A 17,138-nucleotide genomic window follows, 5' to 3' on the forward strand; every position below is an offset into this window, starting at 1 on the left:
CCGCCGGCCGCGATCGGCGCGGCGGATGCCGTGAATCAACGTTCGGACAGCTCGGTGGCCGCTTCGGCCGGGCGCGGTTCGCGCAGTTCCGGTTCGGGTTCCGGGCGTGGTGCCGGTGCAGCCGGTGCTTCAGCAGCGGAGGCCGCCGCTGAAGCCTGTTCGCTGGCCTCGCCGGCTTCTTCGGCCGCGTCGTCGGCGGTGGCGGCCGCCTGCGCCGCCATCGCCGTGGCGAAGGCAGCCTGCGCGCTGGCAAACAGGTTCGAGACCGAACCCACCATCTGCAGCCAGCGGGCACCGTTGGCCTTGCCCGGCACTTCCAGCTTGCCGGCAATGAAGCCACCGGCCAGGCCGACCACCACGATGCGCAGTGGCGACCAGCCCTGGCGCCAGACCTGGCTGAGCGTGGACCAGTGGTCCTGGGTCTCGACCAGGCGCACGGTCACCACCTGTTCGCAGCGTTTCACCCGCCGCTGCAGCGCACCGAACTTCATGGCTTGCCCTCCGGCAACTGCACATCGGCATCGGGGTCGTCTTCGCTGGGCTCGTCGAACAGGCCCAGGCGTGACAGCTGGCGCCGGGTGGCGTGCATGCCGGTGTGGTGGAAGAAGTAGGACACCCGCCAGATCGCATAGCCGGTGACGGCCAGGCTCAGCAACGAGGTGATCAGCAGCGCCTGCAGCCAGCTCAGGCCCCAGCTCTGCAGCAGGGCGATGAGGGTGGCGGCCATCAGCAACCACGCCGACGCACCGAACACGATCGCCACGCCGGCCCAGGCCAGCGCACGACCGAACGCGCTGCGTGCCAGCGCGAAGTCGGCCGAGGCCAGGCGGCGCAGCGACCGCAGTGAATGCTTGGCCGAATCGGCGGCGGCACGACCGGCCGCGCCGACCTGGCGGATGCTCTCATCCAGCGGCGGGGTGGCCGCCGGATCAGGGGCTTGCGCGTTGTCTTCGCTCACGCCGCGGCTTACTTGTCGCTGCTGCCGCGGGCCAGCTTGGCGATGATCCAGCCGGCAGCGAAGGCGACGCCGAACGAGGCCAGCGGGCGCTCGCGGATCAGTTCGGCCGCGCTGTCGATCAGATCCTTGCCCTTGTCCATCAACGCGTCGACCTGTTCCTTGGCAGCGGCACCGCCGAACTCGGCGGCGGCCAGGCCGGACAGCGCGCTGTCGGACAGTTCAGCCTTGACGTTGGCCTTGCCGATGCGCAGTTCGTCGGTCGCGGCACCGGTTGCGCCCTTGATCGCACCGCCGGCGGCCGTGGCGGCCTGCTTCAGGTGGGAACCGGCTTCACCCAGGTGTTCCTTCAGGTTCTCGGTATTGGTGGGGCTCATCGAATCACTCCTGTTGCGATGGGGGAACGGGTGTCGGCGGTGCCGACCTGGACTGACAGCAATAGCATTGCCGGGGTATAGGGGGTGTTACGGCTGGGCGATCAGCGCATCACGAGCTGGCCCTGCTGCTGGCCATTGTTGCGCAGCACGCGCACCACCAGGGTCGGCGGGCGTTGCTGGAAATTGGCTCGCCAGCTGGCCAGGTCGGCGAATTCACCCACGGTGGCGTCGGTGATGATATCGCCCTGCTGCAGGCCGTTGATCGCCGCGCGGCTGCCGCGCTTGACCTCGCTGACCAGCACGCCGCCGACGCCCGACTGCCGCAGCGACTCGGGCAGGTCGACGAAGGTGGCACCGGTCAGCCGCGGGTCCAGGCTCTCACCGGTGACCGCACGCGCCTGTTCCTTCAGCGTTGCCTTGATCTGCAGTGGCTTGCCTTCGCGGCGGACGTCCAGCGCCAGCGGACTGCCGACCGCCGCCAGGCCTTCGACGTTGTGCAGGGCTTCGGCGCTGTCCACGCGCTGGCCGTTGGCCGAGACGACCACGTCGCCCGGCTTCAGTCCGGCCGCGGCGGCGGCCGAGCCGGCCAGCACGCGGGTGATCAGCGCACCCCGCGTTTCGCCCAGGCCCAGCCCCTGCGCGATCTGCGAGGTCAGGTTCTGGCTCTCCACGCCCAGCGTGCCGCGCACCACCACCCCGTGCTTGACCAGCTGGTCGACCACGCTGCGCGCCAGATTGGACGGAATCGCCAGGCCCAGGCCGATGTTGCCGGCCATGCTGCCCTGCGGGTTGAAGCTGGCGGTATTGATGCCGACCAGCTGGCCCTGCAGGTCGACCAGCGCACCGCCGGAGTTACCGGGGTTGATCGACGCATCGGTCTGGATGAAGTTCTGGTAGCCCAGGCCACGGATGCCGCTGCGGCCCACCGCCGAGACGATGCCCGAGGTGACCGTCTGGCTGAAGCCGAACGGGTTGCCGATGGCCACCACGAAGTCGCCTACCCGCAGCTGGTCGCTGTTGCCGAGCTTGATGTCGGTCAGGTTCTGCGCCGGGATGCGGATCAGCGCGATGTCGGTATCACGGTCCGAACCGAGGAACTCGGCCTTCACCGTGCGCCCGTCGGCCAGTGTCACCTGCACGTCATCGGCGTTCTCGATGACATGGTGGTTGGTCAGCACCAGGCCTTCCTTGGCGTCGATGATCACGCCGGAGCCGAGCGATTCGTTGATGCGCTCCTGCGGGATGTCCGGGAACAGGCGGCGGAAGAACGGGTCGTTGAAGAAGGGGTTGCGCACGCGCACCACCTGCTTGGTGTTGACGCTGACCACCGCCGGCATCGCCTTTTCCAGCATCGGCGCCAGCGATGGCACCGCCTGCCCGGCCACCGAGGCCGGCAGTGCAGCGCTGGTTGGCAAGACCGCTGGCAGCGGTGCGGCATCGGCCCGGTTGTCCAGGTGGGCATTGATGCCGGTGGCAACGAAGCCACCGAAGGCGGCGGCGATTGCGAGCGTAAGCAGGGTGGGAAGCGGTCGCATGGGAGTCGGTTCGCTGGCGTGGGTGGGGGCGGTTCGGCCCTACGGTAAAACAGGCTGAACGAGTGTGTCGCGGTCTGGATAAATGCGCCATGAAAACCGCAGGCTGCGAAAGGAGCGTGCGGAGGCTGACAGCGAGGCGGTGGCGACACCACACGGGCGACGCCTGCACCCGCGAAGACGATCGCTTGGCGCGCGGACACAGACCGATACCTGCGCAGTTCCGCGCAACCAGGTGCCGCAATGCGCCACAACACGCATCGGATGCCGCATCCGTGCAACGGCACGCAACGGCCATCTTCGAACGCGCGCTGGATGTGGCGTAGTCCTTAAAAAAAGGGGTTTCCTGAAAACCCATCGCCGTTGCGGCAGCGGTGGGCTACACCATGGCCGTCGCATCAGATGCGATTGCGGGCGCGTGCCCCGTTCCACGATCGTCAATGTCGGTATAGCATCGCCCCGTTTTGATACTTAAGGCCCGCAGGAGGGCAACATGAGCAACGGTAATGGTGTGTCGGTCGTGACCGACGCCGTCGAGAACGTCAAAGAAACCGCCACCAACGTCGGCGAGACCATCGCCCACGCCGCCGAAGACGCCGTGAAGTCGGTCAAGAAGACCGTCAAGCGCGCCACCAAGGCTGCCGGTACGCGCGTTGCCAAGGCCAAGAAGGCTGTGGCCAAGGTCGAGAAGACCGTTGCCAAGAAGGCCGAGAAGGCCGCCAAGTCGGTCGGCAAGACCGTTGCCAACGCCAAGAAGAAGCTGGAAGCCGCCAAGAAGAATGCCAAGGCCGAAGCCGCTGCCCTGAAGAAGGAAGTGGCCAAGAAGAAGGCCGCTGCGGGCAAGGCTGTGACCAAGAAGGCCGCTGCTGCGAAGAAGACCACCAAGGCCGCCACCAAGGCTGCCGGCAAGAAGGTCGCCACGGTGAAGAAGGCCGCCACCAAGAAGGCCGCCGTCGCGAAGAAGACCGTTGCCAAGAAGACCGCGGCCGCCAAGAAGGTCGTCGGCAAGAAGGTTGCTACCGCCAAGAAGGCTGTGGCCAAGAAGACCGTCGCCGCCAAGAAGGTCGCCGGCAAGAAGGCCGTGGCTGCGAAGAAGGTTGTCGGCAAGAAGGTTGCCTCCACCAAGAAGGTCGCCACCAAGAAGACCGCGGCTGCCAAGAAGGTGGTCGGCAAGAAGGCTGCCGTCGCCAAGAAGGCCGTCGGCAAGAAGGCTGCCGTCGCCAAGAAGGCGGTCGGCAAGAAGGCCGCCGTCGCCAAGAAGGCTGTCGGCAAGAACGCGGTGGGCAAGAAGGTTGCCGCCACCCGCAAGGCGGTCGCCAAGAAGGCTGCGCCGCTGAAGAAGGTCGCCGCCAAGAAGGCTCCGGCCAAGAAGGCCGTGCGCAAGGCCGCCAAGCGCAAGTAATCGCGCCGTGGCCGAAGGCCCTGCCACCCCACCGGGTGGTGGGGCCTTTCGCGTTTCTGGGGCACGGTCTGGGGCAAGATGCAGGTTCTTCCTGCAGGAGCCCCCGGCATGCGCGGTATCGACTTCAGTTCCTGGCAGGGCGTACTGTCCACGTTGGCCGGCCTGGTCCTGATCACCCTGCTGGGCGTGGGCATCCGCCTGCTGGTGATGCAGACCCTGCAGCAGCGCCGCGAGCGCGAGAACCGGCAGATCAACGAACGGCTGCGCACGCTGATGGCTGCCTACAAGACCCTGGGCGGTTCGTTCACCGGCGAGCTGGGCGTGGATCCCAGCCATCGCCGTGACCTGCGCCAGCGCGAAGATGCCGAGGGCATCGCCGAGCCCCGCTCGGACCGTGCTCGCCGCATCCGCGATGCCGTCGAGGCCGCACTGTCGGACATCCTGCTGCTGGGCACCGACGAACAGGTGCGGCTGGCCGCGCGCGCGGCCAATGAACTGGCGCAGGGGCGAGCGGTACACATCCACGACCTGGTGGTCTCGCTGCGCGATTTCGTGCGCGAAGCGTTGGACCTCGCGCCGATCCCGGCCGACCTGCAGATTCCACCGCAGGGGCCGACCCGGCCCGGTGCCAGCGGCGGTGGCAAGGGCCGCAACGACGGCGATGCCAAGGGCGCCCGCAGTGGCGGCGGTGGCGGCGGAATGGGTGCCGGCATGGGCGGCATGGGCCTGGGTGCCGGCGCCGCACTGGGCGCCGGCCATGCGTCTGCCAGCGATGAAACGGACGCGCGCTGAGCACGTCCGCCGGGTTCAGCGCGTCAGCTCGTAGAGCGGCACGAAGCCGCCGTAGATCATCCGCGCGCCGTCGAACGGCATCGGATTCTTCGCTGGATCAAACCGCGGGTCCTCCATCATCTTCTTCATGCCGGCGTCGCGGGTCGGCTTGTCCGGCCATTCGATCCAGGAAAACACCACCGTCTCATCCGGCGTGGCTTTTACCGCGCCGAAGAAATCGGTGGTCTTGCCGTGCGGCACGTCATCGCCCCAGCACTCGACCACGCGCAGCGCGCCGTACTCGATGAAAACGGGATCACCAGTGCGTGCGTGGGCGAGGAACTTCTCCTTGTTGGCGGTGGGCACCGCCAGGACGAAACCATCGATGTAGCTCATTGCCTGCCTCCGGATGGACCGTGCCACATGCACGGCCTTCAAGTACCCGACGAACCAGCGCGTCGGGGATCGACATCCCGCGTGTGCCTGTTCAGCCCGGGCCACCCGGGAGCGGCGCCAGCATCGTCTCCGGCGGTTCCCGGCCGGCCAGGTGGCGCACGAAGTAGTCCCACATGCGGTGCGTGTAGGTGGCGTCGTTGCGGAACAGTTCGTGGTCCTGCCGGGCCAGATACAGCAGGTCGTAGCGGCGCTGGGCCGTGTTCAGGGCCGCAGCCAGTTGCAGGGTCAGTGCCGGCGGAGCGTTCTCGTCCAGTTCGCCGTAGACCAGCAGCAGATGCCCGCGCAGGTTGCCGGCCAGCGCTGCATTGTCGAGCCCGGCAAAGGGCACCGGCACGCCTCCGGCCATGGCCGTGGCCGGCAGCAGGCCCGCGAACAGCCGATCCATGCCGTGCAGCGCGCCGCCGTACATGCCCTGGAAGTTGTGGCTGCCAGCCGAAGCCACGCCCACCTTGTAGAACGCCGGGTAGCGCAGGAGAGCACGCGCCGCACTGTAGCCGCCGAACGAGTGCCCATAGATACCCACCCGCTGCAGATCGATGCCCCGGTAGCGTTCGCCCAGCTGGCGCAGTGCAGCCACGTGGTCATCCAGCTGCACATCGGCTGCGTGCAGGAAGCTGCTGTCATGGAACGCCTTGTCGCGGCCGCCGGTGCCGCGCGCATCGATGCTGACCACCACGAAGCCCAGTTCGGCCAGGCTGGCGCGCGAGACGGGATTCAACGCCGATACGGCTTCGGCATAGGTAACCGGCGCATTGCTGATGAAGGCACCGCCGTACATCGCATCGATCACCGGGAAGCCGCCGTCATCGCGATAGTCGCGGGGCAGGTAGACGGTGGCGAAGATCGGCGTTCGCCCATCGGCGGCCAGCAGCCGTTCGCGCCGTGGTGGGCGCCAGCCGGCAGCAATGATCGCGCCGTCATCCGCTGTTTCCAGCACCATCACTTCACGGCCGTCATCGCTGGCCCGCAGCACGGTGCGTGGTGGCTGGTCGAGACGGGAAACGGTATCCACCAGATAGCCACCGCCAGGCGACAGCGCCTGGGGAGCACGCCCGCCGAACAGCGCACCGGTGCCGGCATCGGCCAGATGGTCGCTGCCATCGGCGGCCAGTCGCTGCACCGGTCCGCCGCGCAGCGGAACCCGGTACAGGCCGCGCACGTAGGGATCGCCGTCCTCGACACCGCCGGCGCTGAAATACGCCCAGTCGTGCGCAGCGTCCACGCCCAGCAGGTCACGCACAGCCCAACGGCCACGCGTCAGCTGGCGCAGCACCTTGCCGTCGGACAGGCGCACCCGGTACAGATGGCCCCAGCCATCGCGCTGCGAGAACCACACGGCCGTGTCCTGCCCGGGCAGGATGGCCACCGCTGGCCGGTTGTACGAATACACGTTGAGCTGCAGGCGGGTATCGCTGGCCTCCTCCAGCACGGTGCGCAGTGCACCGCTGCTGGCTTCGATCTCCACCAGGCGCAGGCGCCGTGGCGCGCCGAAGTGCGCGATCACGGCATACAGGCGGCCACCGTCCCAGCCCAGGATGCCGGCCTCGCTCAGGGTGTTCCAGCCTTCGGGCAGCGCGATGTCGTGCTGCCTGCCGCTGCGGGTATCGACCACATACAGGCTGTCGCGTACCTGTTGTGCGTCGCCCAGCAGCCCCAGCTTCACCGTATGCACGCGTGGGCGCGCGCTGTTGGCCGGCGTGCTTTCCAGATAGGGGTAGTCCTGCAGCGCACGTTCGTCGTAGCGGATGCCGGCCACGTAGCGGCCGTCCGGTGACCAGCCGACCGCGAACGGCCGCGCCGGCATCCGGCCCTGGCGGCGTGGAATGCCACGCAGGGTGAAGTCCGGCAGTACGCCATAACCATGGCCGGGTTCACCGCCGGTGGTCAGCACTTGTGCTGCCGATCCGCGCGATTGCAGCCATAGATTCTGGTCGCGCACCTGCAGCCACGCATCGCCAGCGGGCGAAGGCAGCGCATCTGCCGGCGGCATTGCATCCTGCGACCGCACGCATTGCCAGCGTGGCCATTGGCAATCGATCGGCATCTCCCCGCTGAAACGCAGGCGCAGGCCATCGTCCGTCACCTGCACGCTGGCCAGGCGCAGGCGTGGCCCGCTGGCCCCGAAGGGCGCAACCGCAGTGTCCAGTGCGTCCGGTTCGAACAGGGTCTGGCGGGTGGTCTGTGCTGGATCGACCAGGACCACCTGGCGTCGGCCCTGCGCATCTTCGCGCTCGTACCAGAAGCGGCCATCGGCCAACCAGTTCGGCATGATCGAAGCATTGCGCAGTGCACCGCGCAGATGGCTGTCGTGCACGCGTTCGGCGCGCTGGTAGTCGGAGGGCTGCAGCGGCTGCGCCGATGCGATGGAAAACACGCCGGTGAAGGCCAGGATGGCGGCGTAGAACGGGAACCGCAGCGGGGCAGGCACGTGCAAGGCAACCTCCTGTTGCAATCGTCGACGGGTTCAACTGCACGCGCGCCACGCGCGTATGCCAGACGCAGCCTGAATCAAGGCAAAAAATTCAGCAATGCGAAGAGTGCTGTTTTCAGGGAGCGTTGTGGCGAATAACGGAGAATTTACATTCCCGATGCGATGGCGCCCTGGCGCTGCTGCACACCATAAGAAAGTAAAGGTGTACCCCCATGAAGAATTCGCTGATTGCTCTGGCCCTGGCCGCTGCCCTGCCGTTCACCGCCTCGGCTGCTGAGAACCTGTCCTACAACTACGCCGAAGCCGACTACGCCAAGACCGACGTCGATGGCATCAAGGCGGATGGCTGGGGCGTGAAGGGTTCCTACGGCTTCCTGCCGAACTTCCACGCCTTCGGCGAATACAGCCGCCAGGAAATCGACCACACCAACCTGAAGGTTGACCAGTGGAAGATCGGTGCCGGCTACAACGTTGAGATCGCTCCGAGCACCGACTTCGTTGCCCGCGTTGCCTACCAGAAGTTCGACCCGAAGCACGGTCTGGACTTCAACGGCTACAGCGCCGAAGCCGGTATCCGCACTGCCTTCGGCGCCCACGCCGAGGTCTACGGCATGGTCGGCTACGAAGACTACGCCAAGAAGCACGGCGTCAATCCGGATGGCCAGTGGTACGGCCGCCTGGGTGGTCAGGTCAAGCTGAACCAGAACTGGGGCCTGAATGGCGAGCTGAAGATGAACCGCCACGGCGACAAGGAATACACCGTCGGCCCGCGTTTCAGCTGGTAATTGCTGCCCCGGCGCGATTCCGCGCTGGAGACGCTTCAACAGGCCCGGCATTTGCCGGGCCTGTTGCGTTTGCGGCGTGGCAAACCGGAACGCTGTCTGACTGCCCGGGTTGGCGGGCCGACCATTGCAAGGAATTGGATTCCGCCGCTGCGGGCACCGACCTACGGTGGATGCCCCATGTTGCCTGGACAGGCCGCGATGCCACCGACCCTCCCGCCCCTGCTGGCTGATCGGCCACGACGCCTCGCCCTGCTGGACCCGCACCCGGTGCTGCGTTTGGGGGTGGAAGTACTGCTGCGCCAGCACAGTGGCGTGCAGGTCCGGGTAAGCCTGTCCAGCGAGGCGCACCTGCTGCAGCTGCTGGAGCGCAGCCCGGCATGCGTGGACCTGCTGCTGATCGATGCGCTGCCGATGGGCGACCTGGGCGATGGATTGGCCCTGTTGCGCGTGCTGTCGCAGCGCTGGCCGGCGCTGCCGGTGCTGGTGCTCTCGGCGCACTGCAATGCCAGCACGGTGGCCACCGCGATGCGTGCCGGTGCGCGCGGCTTCCTGTCCAAGTCGACGCCGCCGGACCTGTTGCTGCGTGCCATTGATGTGGTCGCCCGGGGAGGACGCTTCGTGCCACCGGAACTGCGCGCGGAACTGAACCTGCCGCGCACGCGTGCACGCAGAACGCCGACCCCGGCACTGGCGCCGCTGAGCCAGCGCGAACGGGAAGTACTCGGGCTGGTGCTGAAAGGGGTCAGCACCAGCGAAATGGCCCTGCGATCGGGGCGTTCGGCCAGCACGATCAGCTCGCAGAAAACCTCGGCCTACCGCAAGCTTGGCATCCGCGGAGACGGTGACCTGTTCCGCTTCCGCCACCTGCTGGAATGCGGATGAGCGGCGTTACTCGCCCTGGTACTGCTTTTCTTCCACCAGCGCCGAACCGGCCACGCGGTTGATCTCGTTCTTCACCTGCACGCGCTCGCCATTGGTGCCATAGACACCGCGTGCCAGCTGGATGAAGGCATCGTCGAACACCTGGGCCGCTTCCTTGTCGCGCAGCTGGTCCTGGATGTCCCACATGCGCTCGTTGATCGCCTTCAGCTGCTGCTTCAGCACGGCCAGCGCCGGCTGTGCCTGCAGCTGCTGCTGCAACAAGGGCAGCAGGCCGTCCAGCTCGGTGCGCACGTTGGCCAGCTTGGCGGCATCGTTGATGCGCTCGGCCTTGATCTCGAGAATGGTGATCTTGTCGATCAGCTCGCCGATCGATACCGGGGTCAGGATGGCGTCCACGCGGTTGGTTCCTGGAAACAAGGCGTCATGATACCGCGCCGCCGGCACATGGCCTCCTTCCACGGGATTTACGCCGAATTTGCGCCGCGGGCCGGGCCGCACCCTCGATCCGTTACGGCCACGCACTGGACACTGCCATCCCGGCGGCCTGACCGCCTTCGACGAGGAACACAGTGCAGTGAACAGCAAGGGGATGATGGCGGCGGTGGTGGCCGCCCTGGCAGGGCTGCTTGGCATGGGCACCGCGCAGGCACAGGTGCAGGTCAGTGGCAGTGCTGCATTGACCAGCGATTACGTGTGGCGCGGCAGCTCGCAGAGCGATGGCGACCCAGCGGTGCAGGCCGGCGCGAAGATCTCGATCCCGTCGGGCTGGAATGCCAGCGTCTGGGGGTCCAACGTTTCGTTCAAACCGGACAATGGCGCGCGCAGCGAGTTCGACCTGGTGGCGGGCTGGTCCGGCGCGCTGGCACCGGACTGGACGCTGGATGCCAACCTGACCCGCTACATGTATCCGGGTACCGGCCGCGCGCTGGACTGGACCGAGCTCAACACCACCGTGACCTGGAAGCAGCGTGCCTGGCTGCAGGTCGCGCATTCCAACGACGCACTGGCCGGCGGCCATCGTGGCACCTACGCCCAGCTGGGCGTGCGCGTGCCGTTGCACGAACGCGTCCGCCTGGAAGCGGCGGTGGGCCAGTACTGGCTGGCCACCGCACAGGGCCCGGACTACCTGCATGGCCAGCTCAGTGCCATTGCCACGCTGGCTCCAGCATGGGAGCTGCGCGCCACCGTGCATGACACCGACAGCGCGGCCAAGCGCCTGTTCCCGGGCAACGCCGGCGGGCGCTGGGAGCTGGCGCTGCAGGGCAGCTTCTAGTTCGACGATACCGCCTGGCGCGCACGCAGCGCGCCGGGCAGCCACAGCAGCAGGGCCAGCACGGCTACTGCGGCACCGGCCGCGCAGACGCCGGTCCAGCCGAAGCGCTGGTAGATCTGTGCCGACAGCAGCGAGCCCAGCGAACCGCCGATGAAGTAGCCAGTCATGTAGCCGGCATTGAGCCGGTTGCGTGCCGCAGGCTGCAGCGCGTAGATCAGGTTCTGGTTGCTGACGTGCAGCAGCTGTGCGGCCAGGTCCAGCACCACCACGCCAACCAGCAGCGCCAGCAGCGAGTGGGCCGACAGTCCCAGCGGCAGCCATGACAGCAGCAACAGCACCAGCGCGATGGCGGTGGCACGACCGGTCTGGCCACGGTCGGACATGCGCCCGGCCAGGCCCGCAGCCAGCGTGCCGGCGGCACCGACCAGCCCGAACAGGCCAATGGTGGCATCGCTGTAGGCGTAGGGCGGCTGCGCCAGCAGAAACGCGAGCGGAGTCCAGAAGATCGCGAACATGGCGAAGCTGCAGGCACCCAGCAGGGTGCGCTGGCGCAGCACCGGCTCCTGCACGAACAGCACGCCGATCGAGCGCAGCAATGCGAAATAGCCGAGGCCGGCACTGTGATGGAATCGCGGCAGCCCGCGCTGCAATGCCAGTGCGGTCAGCACCAGGGTGCCGGCGGCGATCGCATACACGAGGCGCCAGTCGCCCAGGCTGGAAAGCAGGCCGGCCACGGTACGCGCCAGCAGGATGCCCAGCAGCAGGCCACTCATCAATGTGCCGACCACGCGGCCACGATGTTCCGGCGCGGCCAGCGTGGCGGCGAATGGCACCAGTACCTGCGCCACCACCGAAAACAGGCCGGTGATCGCGGTGCCCACCAGCAACCAGGCCAGCGACGGTGCGCACGCACTGATCACCAGGCCGCCAGCCGACAGCAGGCTCATCACCACGATCAGGCGGCGGCGTTCGAAGAGGTCACCCAGCGGCACCAGCAGGATCAGTCCGGCGGCATAGCTCAGCTGCGCAGCGGTGACCACCATGCCGACCTGGCCGAACGGCACGCCGAAGGCATCTGCGATGGTGTGCAGCAGCGGTTGCGCATAGTAGTTGCTGGCCACGGCCACGCCGGTGGCGACCGACATCAGCAGCACCTGCCAGCGGTGCAGAGGGGGAAGGGACGGGCTCACGCGGTGTTCCAGGAAGCGGGGTGCACAGTGTCCGCCTGCTGCGGTCATGATGGAAATGAATCATCATCATCCCTGTCATCTGAAAATGAGATGGTTGCGTGAATCTCAAGCAGCTCGAATTCGCCGTGGCGCTGGCCGAAGAGGGCAATTTCACACGTGCCGCTGAGCGCTGCCATGTGGTGCAGTCCGCGCTCAGTCACCAGATCGCCCATCTTGAGCAGGAACTGGGCACAACGCTGTTCGAGCGCCTGCCGCGCCAGGTGCGGGCCACCGCCGCCGGCGAGGCGCTGCTGGTGCACGCACGCCAGGTGCTGGCCAGCCTGCGCCATCTGCGCGCCGACGTGGCGGCCGTCAGTGGCGAGGTGCGCGGGTTGCTGGCCATCGGGCAGATCTCTTCGCTGACCGGCATCGACGTCGTGGCGATGCTGGCGGCCTTCCAGCAGGTGCACCCGCAGGTGGAGTTCCAGTTGCGGGTGGACAAGAGCGAGGACCTCATCGCGCAGGTGCAGTCACGTGCGCTGGACGTGGCGCTGGTCGGTCTGGCGCCGTCGGCAGCACTGGACGGGGTCTGTCACCGCATGCTGCAGGAGGAGGATCTGGTGGCGGTGCTGGCGCCATCGCACCCGCTGGCCGGGCGCGAACGGTTGCCCTTGACCGCGCTGCAGGATGAAGCGCTGGTGGACTTCCCGCGTGGTACCGGTGCGCGCCGGCAGACCGACGATGCCTTCGCCGCCGCTGGCCTGCCGCATTCGGTGCGTTTCGAGGTCAACCTGATGGAACTGGTCGAGCGCTTCGTCCGCCATGGGCTGGCGGTTGGCATCGTGCCGGCGTTGATCGCCGAAGGTTTCCAGGGCGTGGTTCAGATTCCACTGGAGCCGACCCCGACCCGGCGCGTGCACCTGGTCTGGCAGCGGTTGCCGACACCGGCGGCGCGGGCGTTTGTCGAGGCCGTGCTCAGCCGCGCAGGCGCAGGCTCAGGCCCTTGAGGAAGTTGCGCAGCATCTGGTCCAGGCAGCGCCGGTAGTTGGCGTGGCCGGGCTGGCGGAACAGCGCGCCGACTTCCGACTTGGACACGTTGAAGCCGGCGCTGGCGAAGATCTCCATCAGGTCCACGTCGCGCAGCTGGAAGGCCACGCGCAGCTTCTTCAGCACCAGGTTGTTGTCGATGCGGGTTTCCACCGCACGCTGCGGCTGGCTCTCGTCGCGACCGCGCAGGTGCACGATCAGGCCATCGAGGAAGTGGGCCAGCGCGCTGTCGTTCATCGCCTCGAAACCGGCTTCGTCCTCGCGGCGCAGCCAGGCCTTCACCTGTTCGGTATCCACGGCGAAGGCCGGGTCGGCCATCTGGCACAGGGTCACCACGTGCTGGTCACCCAGGTCCAGGGAGTAGCGCACGCTGCGCAGGACATCATTGTTGATCATGGCGCAATTGTACCGGTCACCCCGACGGGTGGGGTCAGATACCTTTGCGGAGCAGAGGGATCTGACCCCGGATCTGGCCGATCCGGCAATACAGCGGCCAACCGACGGTGCCAGAATGGGGGTCTGGTTTTCCCCCTGGAGTTGCCTGATGACCCGCACTGTCCTGATTACCGGCGCCACGTCCGGCTTCGGCGCCGCCGCCGTTCACCGCTTCGCCCAGGCCGGCTGGAAGGTGATCGCCACTGGCCGCCGCGGCGAGCGCCTGCAGCCGCTGGTCGAGCGCTACGGCAAGGACGTGGTGCACGCCGCCGCCTTCGACATCCGCGATCCGCTGGCGATGGAGGCGGCCCTGCTGGCGCTGCCGCCGGCCTTCGGCGAGATCGATCTGCTGGTCAACAACGCCGGCCTGGCACAGGGCACCGCGCCGGCGCAGAGCGCCAAGCTGTCGGACTGGACCACGATGATCGACACCAACATCACCGCGCTGGTGACCCTGACCCATCGCCTGCTGCCGCAGCTGGTGGAGCGCAAGGGCGCGATCATCAACATCTCGTCGGTGGCCGGCGTCTACCCGTACCCGGGCGGCAACGCCTACGGTGGCACCAAGGCCTTCGTCAGCCAGTTCTCGCTGGGCCTGCGCTCGGACCTGCACGGTACCGGCGTGCGCGTGACCACGATCGAGCCGGGCATGGCCGAGACCGAGTTCACCGTGGTCCGCACCCATGGCGACCAGAATGCATCGGACAAGCTGTACAGCGGTGCCAATCCGATGACCGCCGAAGACATCGCCGAACAGATCTTCTGGGTGGCCACGCTGCCACCGCACCTGAACATCAATCGCCTGGAGCTGATGCCGGTCAGCCAGTCGTTCGCCGGGTTCCAGGTCGCCCGCGAGGGCTGACGCCGTGTGTAGAGTCGAGCCATGCTCGACTGCTTTCAACAGAAGCCGAGCATAGGCTCGGCTCTACACAGGCAAAAAAAAGCCGGGCAATGCCCGGCTTTCTTCATGCAGTCCCGCAGAACGTCACTGCGCCTTGATCGCCATCGCCTGCAGGCCGGTGCCATCCAGCTTCTGCTTCGCTTCAGACAGTTCGCCGGCGCTGCCGTACGGCCCCATGCGCACGCGGTACACGGTCTTGCCGTTGATCTGCGCCGACTCCACGCGTGCCGCCAGGCCCATCATGGCCAGCTTGGCCTTGGTGGCTTCGGCGTCGCCGGATGCACCGAAGGCACCTGCCTGCAGGATGTAACGCGCGCTGTCGGCGGCCGCCGGTGCGGCCGTGGTCGCCGGCGCGGTGGGCGCGGTTTCCGCGCGCGGCGCCGGGGTGGCGGCCGCCGTGCTGGCCGACGCTGGTGCGGTGCTGGCCGGCGGGGTTGCCGCGGCCGGGCGCTCGCTCAGCGGTGCCGGCAGCGGACGGTTGGTTGCGGTCACCGGTGCGGTGCTGGCGACGCTGGACGTTGCGGTCGGTGCCGGCGTGGCCGTGCTCGCCGGCGGCACCGGCTTGCCTTCCAGTGCGGCCTGCGCGCGCGACGCTTCGGCCTTGGCCCGGCGCTGGTCCTCGGCGCGCGCGCTGGCGGCCAGTTCGGCGTCGGACATTTCCACTTCCTTGCCCGGCAGCAGGGTGTAGAAGTCGTACTGCGTCGCGGCGGGCTTCTCCGGTTCGGCCGGCTTCGGCGTGGCCGGCTGCGCGGCTGGCTGGCTGCCGACATCGCTGTCGGCATCAGCAACCGGGGCCGGCTGCGCGTTCGGATTCGGCTGCGGACCGGCGCGCAGGAAGCCGTCGCCTTCGCCCTTGAACAGGTTCGGCGCCGCCAGGAACACCACGGCGGCGATCGCCACACCGGCCACCAGCCACACCCATCCGGGTGTGCCCTGGCTGCTGCTGTTGCGTCGTGCCTGGGTTTTGCCGCGTCGTGCTGCCATGTGTACTGCGTCTCCTGATGCTTACATTTTTTCCGGGGCGCTCACGCCCAGGAGTTCGAGGCCGTTGGCCAGCACCTGGCGCGCCGCGCAGGCCAGGGTCAGCTTGGCGTTGCGATCGGTGGCGTCGTCCACCAGCACCGGCGTCCCGTGATACCACGTGTGGAAGGCGTGCGCCAATTCACGCAGGTACTGCGCCACCAGGTGCGGCTCCAGCGCCACGCCGGCCGCTTCCACCACCTCCGGATACCGCGAGATCTCGTTCATCAACACCAGCGAGGCATCGTCGGCCAGGCGGCCGAGGTTGGCCAGGCCATTGCCCTGCTCGTACACCAGGCCTTTTTCCTGCGCCTGGCGCAGCAGGCTGCAGACACGGGCGTGCGCGTACTGCACGTAGAACACCGGGTTGTCGTTGCTCTGCTGGCGGGCCAGGTCGATGTCGAAGGTCAGCTGCGAATCAGGCTTGCGCGCGATCAGGAACCAGCGGGTCGCATCGCGGCCGGCTTCCTCGATCAGGTCGCGCAGGGTGAAGTAACTGCCGGCACGCTTGGACAGCTTCACTTCCTCGCCGCCACGCATGACCGTGACCATCTGGTGCAGCACGTATTCCGGCCAGCCCTGCGGGATGCCCACTTCCATCGCCTGCAGGCCGGCGCGCACGCGCGCCAGCGAGCCATGGTGGTCGGCGCCCAGTTCGGTGATCGCGCGCTCGTAGCCGCGCTGCCACTTGGACAGGTGGTAGGCCACGTCCGGCACGAAGTAGGTGAAGGTGCCGTCGGACTTGCGCATCACGCGGTCCTTGTCGTCACCGAAGTCGGTGCTGCGCAGCCACAGCGCGCCGCCTTCTTCATAGGTGTGGCCGGATGCCTGCAGCTTGGCCACCGCTTCGGCGACCTTGCCGTCGGCGTACAGCGAGCTTTCCAGGAAGTAGATGTCGAAGTCGACACCGAACGCAGCCAGGTCCAGGTTCTGCTCGTTGCGCAGGTAAGCCACTGCGAAACGGCGGATCGCCTGCATGTCGTCCGGGTCCTTGGCGCCGACCACGGTGCTGCCTTCCAGATCGACGCTGGCGCCGGCCATGTAGGCGCGGGCGACGTCGGCGATGTATTCACCGCGGTAGCCGCCTTCCGGCCAGCCGTCCTGGTCGGGTGCGATGCCCTTGATCCGCGCCTGGGTGGACAGCGCCAGGTTCTCGATCTGCACGCCGGCGTCGTTGTAGTAGAACTCGCGCTTGGCGTTCCAGCCGTTGGCATCGAGCACGCGGGCCACGCAGTCGCCGATGGCCGCTGCGCGGCCATGGCCGACATGCAGCGGGCCGGTCGGATTGGCCGACACATACTCCACGCCCACCGTGCGGCCATTGCCGGACAGGTTGCGGCCGTAGTCGTGGGCTTCCTTGATGACCGAGGCGGTTTCGCGCTGGTACGCGGCCGGGGCCAGATGGAAGTTGATGAAGCCGGGGCCGGCGATCTCGACCTTGCTGACGTCCTCGCTGCGCGGCAGCGCCTCGACCAGTGCCTGTGCCAGTGCGCGCGGATTGCTGCGCGCGGCCTTGGCCAGCAGCATCGCGGCGTTGGTGGCGAAGTCGCCGTGGTCACGGGTCTTCGGGCGCTCGACCACGAAGTCCGGCGGCAGGGAGTCGGCGGGCAGGGTGCCATTGGCGCGCAAGGCTTCGATGCCTTGGCTGATCAGGGCGCGGAGGAGATTTTTCACGAGGCCTGCTGTGAGAATGAGCGGCGGA

General features: G+C 67.6%; 18 protein-coding genes. 7 read left to right on the plus strand and 11 right to left on the minus strand.

Going from position 1 to position 17,138, the window contains the following annotated elements:
* Positions 1 to 35: 35 nt before the first annotated feature.
* The 4 genes from CCR98_RS01530 to CCR98_RS01545 all read right to left on the minus strand — a co-directional run bounded on the left by CCR98_RS01530 (position 36) and on the right by CCR98_RS01545 (position 2,867).
* Complete coding sequence (locus CCR98_RS01530) at positions 36 to 491, minus strand: protein sip-5 (protein WP_087921253.1); 456 nt, start codon at positions 489 to 491, stop codon at positions 36 to 38.
* Positions 488 to 958, minus strand: coding sequence for a phage holin family protein (locus tag CCR98_RS01535; protein WP_004153834.1), 471 nt, complete (start codon positions 956 to 958; stop codon positions 488 to 490). Before CCR98_RS01535 ends, CCR98_RS01530 begins: the two co-directional genes overlap by 4 nt.
* 8 nt (positions 959 to 966) lie before the next feature.
* Entirely contained in the window at positions 967 to 1,332 is a 366-nt protein-coding gene (locus tag CCR98_RS01540) for a hypothetical protein (protein ID WP_004153835.1), read from the minus strand.
* Positions 1,333 to 1,433: 101 nt separating this feature from the next.
* Positions 1,434 to 2,867 (minus strand): Do family serine endopeptidase, encoded by a 1,434-nt coding sequence (locus tag CCR98_RS01545; protein ID WP_087921254.1) that lies wholly within the window; start codon positions 2,865 to 2,867, stop codon positions 1,434 to 1,436.
* 490 nt (positions 2,868 to 3,357) lie between these two features.
* Here CCR98_RS01545 and CCR98_RS01550 point away from each other — a divergent pair, with 490 nt between their 5' ends.
* Both CCR98_RS01550 and CCR98_RS01555 read left to right on the plus strand, forming a co-directional pair.
* Positions 3,358 to 4,266, plus strand: a complete 909-nt coding sequence (locus CCR98_RS01550) for a histone (protein WP_087921255.1) — start codon at positions 3,358 to 3,360, stop codon at positions 4,264 to 4,266.
* 108 nt (positions 4,267 to 4,374) lie between these two features.
* Positions 4,375 to 5,058, plus strand: a complete 684-nt coding sequence (locus tag CCR98_RS01555; protein WP_087921256.1) for a hypothetical protein — start codon at positions 4,375 to 4,377, stop codon at positions 5,056 to 5,058.
* A 15-nt stretch (positions 5,059 to 5,073) separates the two neighbouring features.
* On the opposite strand, the gene CCR98_RS01560 is transcribed toward CCR98_RS01555, so the two are convergent.
* Both CCR98_RS01560 and CCR98_RS01565 read right to left on the minus strand, forming a co-directional pair.
* Positions 5,074 to 5,433 carry a DUF1428 domain-containing protein gene (locus CCR98_RS01560; RefSeq protein ID WP_049455507.1) on the minus strand — a complete coding sequence of 120 codons (360 nt, stop codon included), beginning with the start codon at positions 5,431 to 5,433 and terminating at the stop codon, positions 5,074 to 5,076.
* Positions 5,434 to 5,524: 91 nt separating this feature from the next.
* Entirely contained in the window at positions 5,525 to 7,927 is a 2,403-nt protein-coding gene (locus CCR98_RS01565) for a DPP IV N-terminal domain-containing protein (protein WP_087921257.1), read from the minus strand.
* Between the two features lie 209 nt (positions 7,928 to 8,136).
* Here CCR98_RS01565 and CCR98_RS01570 point away from each other — a divergent pair, with 209 nt between their 5' ends.
* Positions 8,137 to 8,709, plus strand: a complete 573-nt coding sequence (locus CCR98_RS01570; RefSeq protein ID WP_014035687.1) for an Ax21 family protein — start codon at positions 8,137 to 8,139, stop codon at positions 8,707 to 8,709.
* Positions 8,710 to 8,907: 198 nt separating this feature from the next.
* The gene (locus CCR98_RS01575) at positions 8,908 to 9,591 is read left to right on the plus strand and encodes a response regulator transcription factor (protein WP_198361049.1); all 684 of its coding nucleotides are present in this window, start codon (positions 8,908 to 8,910) and stop codon (positions 9,589 to 9,591) included.
* Between the two features lie 6 nt (positions 9,592 to 9,597).
* Here CCR98_RS01575 and CCR98_RS01580 read toward each other — a convergent pair whose 3' ends face one another.
* Complete coding sequence (locus tag CCR98_RS01580; protein ID WP_049444589.1) at positions 9,598 to 9,987, minus strand: DUF6165 family protein; 390 nt, start codon at positions 9,985 to 9,987, stop codon at positions 9,598 to 9,600.
* Positions 9,988 to 10,165: 178 nt separating this feature from the next.
* On the opposite strand from CCR98_RS01580, the gene CCR98_RS01585 reads away from it, so the two are divergent.
* Positions 10,166 to 10,864 (plus strand): TorF family putative porin, encoded by a 699-nt coding sequence (locus CCR98_RS01585; RefSeq protein WP_087921259.1) that lies wholly within the window; start codon positions 10,166 to 10,168, stop codon positions 10,862 to 10,864.
* Here the strand turns inward: CCR98_RS01585 and CCR98_RS01590 are convergent.
* Entirely contained in the window at positions 10,861 to 12,009 is a 1,149-nt protein-coding gene (locus CCR98_RS01590) for an MFS transporter (protein WP_332455000.1), read from the minus strand. The two genes, CCR98_RS01585 and CCR98_RS01590, sit on opposite strands and share 4 nt — an antisense overlap.
* Before the next feature lie 143 nt (positions 12,010 to 12,152).
* Between CCR98_RS01590 and CCR98_RS01595 the strand changes: the two genes are divergently transcribed.
* On the plus strand, positions 12,153 to 13,040 hold the full coding sequence (locus CCR98_RS01595) for a LysR family transcriptional regulator (RefSeq protein WP_087921261.1): 888 nt from the start codon (positions 12,153 to 12,155) through the stop codon (positions 13,038 to 13,040).
* Here CCR98_RS01595 and CCR98_RS01600 read toward each other — a convergent pair.
* A complete protein-coding gene (locus tag CCR98_RS01600) occupies positions 13,009 to 13,476 on the minus strand; it encodes a DUF1456 family protein (RefSeq protein WP_014035693.1) in 468 nt (155 codons plus the stop codon). The genes CCR98_RS01595 and CCR98_RS01600 overlap by 32 nt on opposite strands.
* A gap of 148 nt (positions 13,477 to 13,624) precedes the next feature.
* Here CCR98_RS01600 and CCR98_RS01605 point away from each other — a divergent pair, with 148 nt between their 5' ends.
* Entirely contained in the window at positions 13,625 to 14,377 is a 753-nt protein-coding gene (locus CCR98_RS01605; protein ID WP_087921262.1) for an SDR family NAD(P)-dependent oxidoreductase, read from the plus strand.
* Positions 14,378 to 14,500: 123 nt separating this feature from the next.
* Here CCR98_RS01605 and CCR98_RS01610 read toward each other — a convergent pair whose 3' ends face one another.
* Both CCR98_RS01610 and argS read right to left on the minus strand, forming a co-directional pair.
* Positions 14,501 to 15,400, minus strand: coding sequence for an SPOR domain-containing protein (locus tag CCR98_RS01610; RefSeq protein ID WP_087921263.1), 900 nt, complete (start codon positions 15,398 to 15,400; stop codon positions 14,501 to 14,503).
* Positions 15,401 to 15,421: 21 nt separating this feature from the next.
* A complete protein-coding gene (argS, locus tag CCR98_RS01615; protein ID WP_087921264.1) occupies positions 15,422 to 17,110 on the minus strand; it encodes an arginine--tRNA ligase in 1,689 nt (562 codons plus the stop codon).
* Positions 17,111 to 17,138 lie beyond the last annotated feature (28 nt).

This window comes from Stenotrophomonas sp. WZN-1 (genome assembly GCF_002192255.1).
In the GTDB taxonomy this organism is placed as follows: Bacteria; Pseudomonadota; Gammaproteobacteria; order Xanthomonadales; family Xanthomonadaceae; genus Stenotrophomonas.

Bases quoted from the DNA above. Each gene is read 5' to 3' on its own strand.
- CCR98_RS01590 (WP_332455000.1), bottom strand. From the start codon at position 12,009: ATGTCGGTCGCCACCGGCGTGGCCGTGGCCAGCAACTACTATGCGCAA.
- CCR98_RS01555 (WP_087921256.1), top strand. From the start codon at position 4,375: ATGCGCGGTATCGACTTCAGTTCCTGGCAGGGCGTACTGTCCACGTTG.
- CCR98_RS01540 (WP_004153835.1), bottom strand. From the start codon at position 1,332: ATGAGCCCCACCAATACCGAGAACCTGAAGGAACACCTGGGTGAAGCC.
- CCR98_RS01545 (WP_087921254.1), bottom strand. From the start codon at position 2,867: ATGCGACCGCTTCCCACCCTGCTTACGCTCGCAATCGCCGCCGCCTTC.
- CCR98_RS01610 (WP_087921263.1), bottom strand. From the start codon at position 15,400: ATGGCAGCACGACGCGGCAAAACCCAGGCACGACGCAACAGCAGCAGC.
- CCR98_RS01560 (WP_049455507.1), bottom strand. From the start codon at position 5,433: ATGAGCTACATCGATGGTTTCGTCCTGGCGGTGCCCACCGCCAACAAG.
- CCR98_RS01530 (WP_087921253.1), bottom strand. From the start codon at position 491: ATGAAGTTCGGTGCGCTGCAGCGGCGGGTGAAACGCTGCGAACAGGTG.
- CCR98_RS01570 (WP_014035687.1), top strand. From the start codon at position 8,137: ATGAAGAATTCGCTGATTGCTCTGGCCCTGGCCGCTGCCCTGCCGTTC.
- CCR98_RS01605 (WP_087921262.1), top strand. From the start codon at position 13,625: ATGACCCGCACTGTCCTGATTACCGGCGCCACGTCCGGCTTCGGCGCC.
- CCR98_RS01550 (WP_087921255.1), top strand. From the start codon at position 3,358: ATGAGCAACGGTAATGGTGTGTCGGTCGTGACCGACGCCGTCGAGAAC.
- CCR98_RS01575 (WP_198361049.1), top strand. From the start codon at position 8,908: ATGCCACCGACCCTCCCGCCCCTGCTGGCTGATCGGCCACGACGCCTC.
- CCR98_RS01600 (WP_014035693.1), bottom strand. From the start codon at position 13,476: ATGATCAACAATGATGTCCTGCGCAGCGTGCGCTACTCCCTGGACCTG.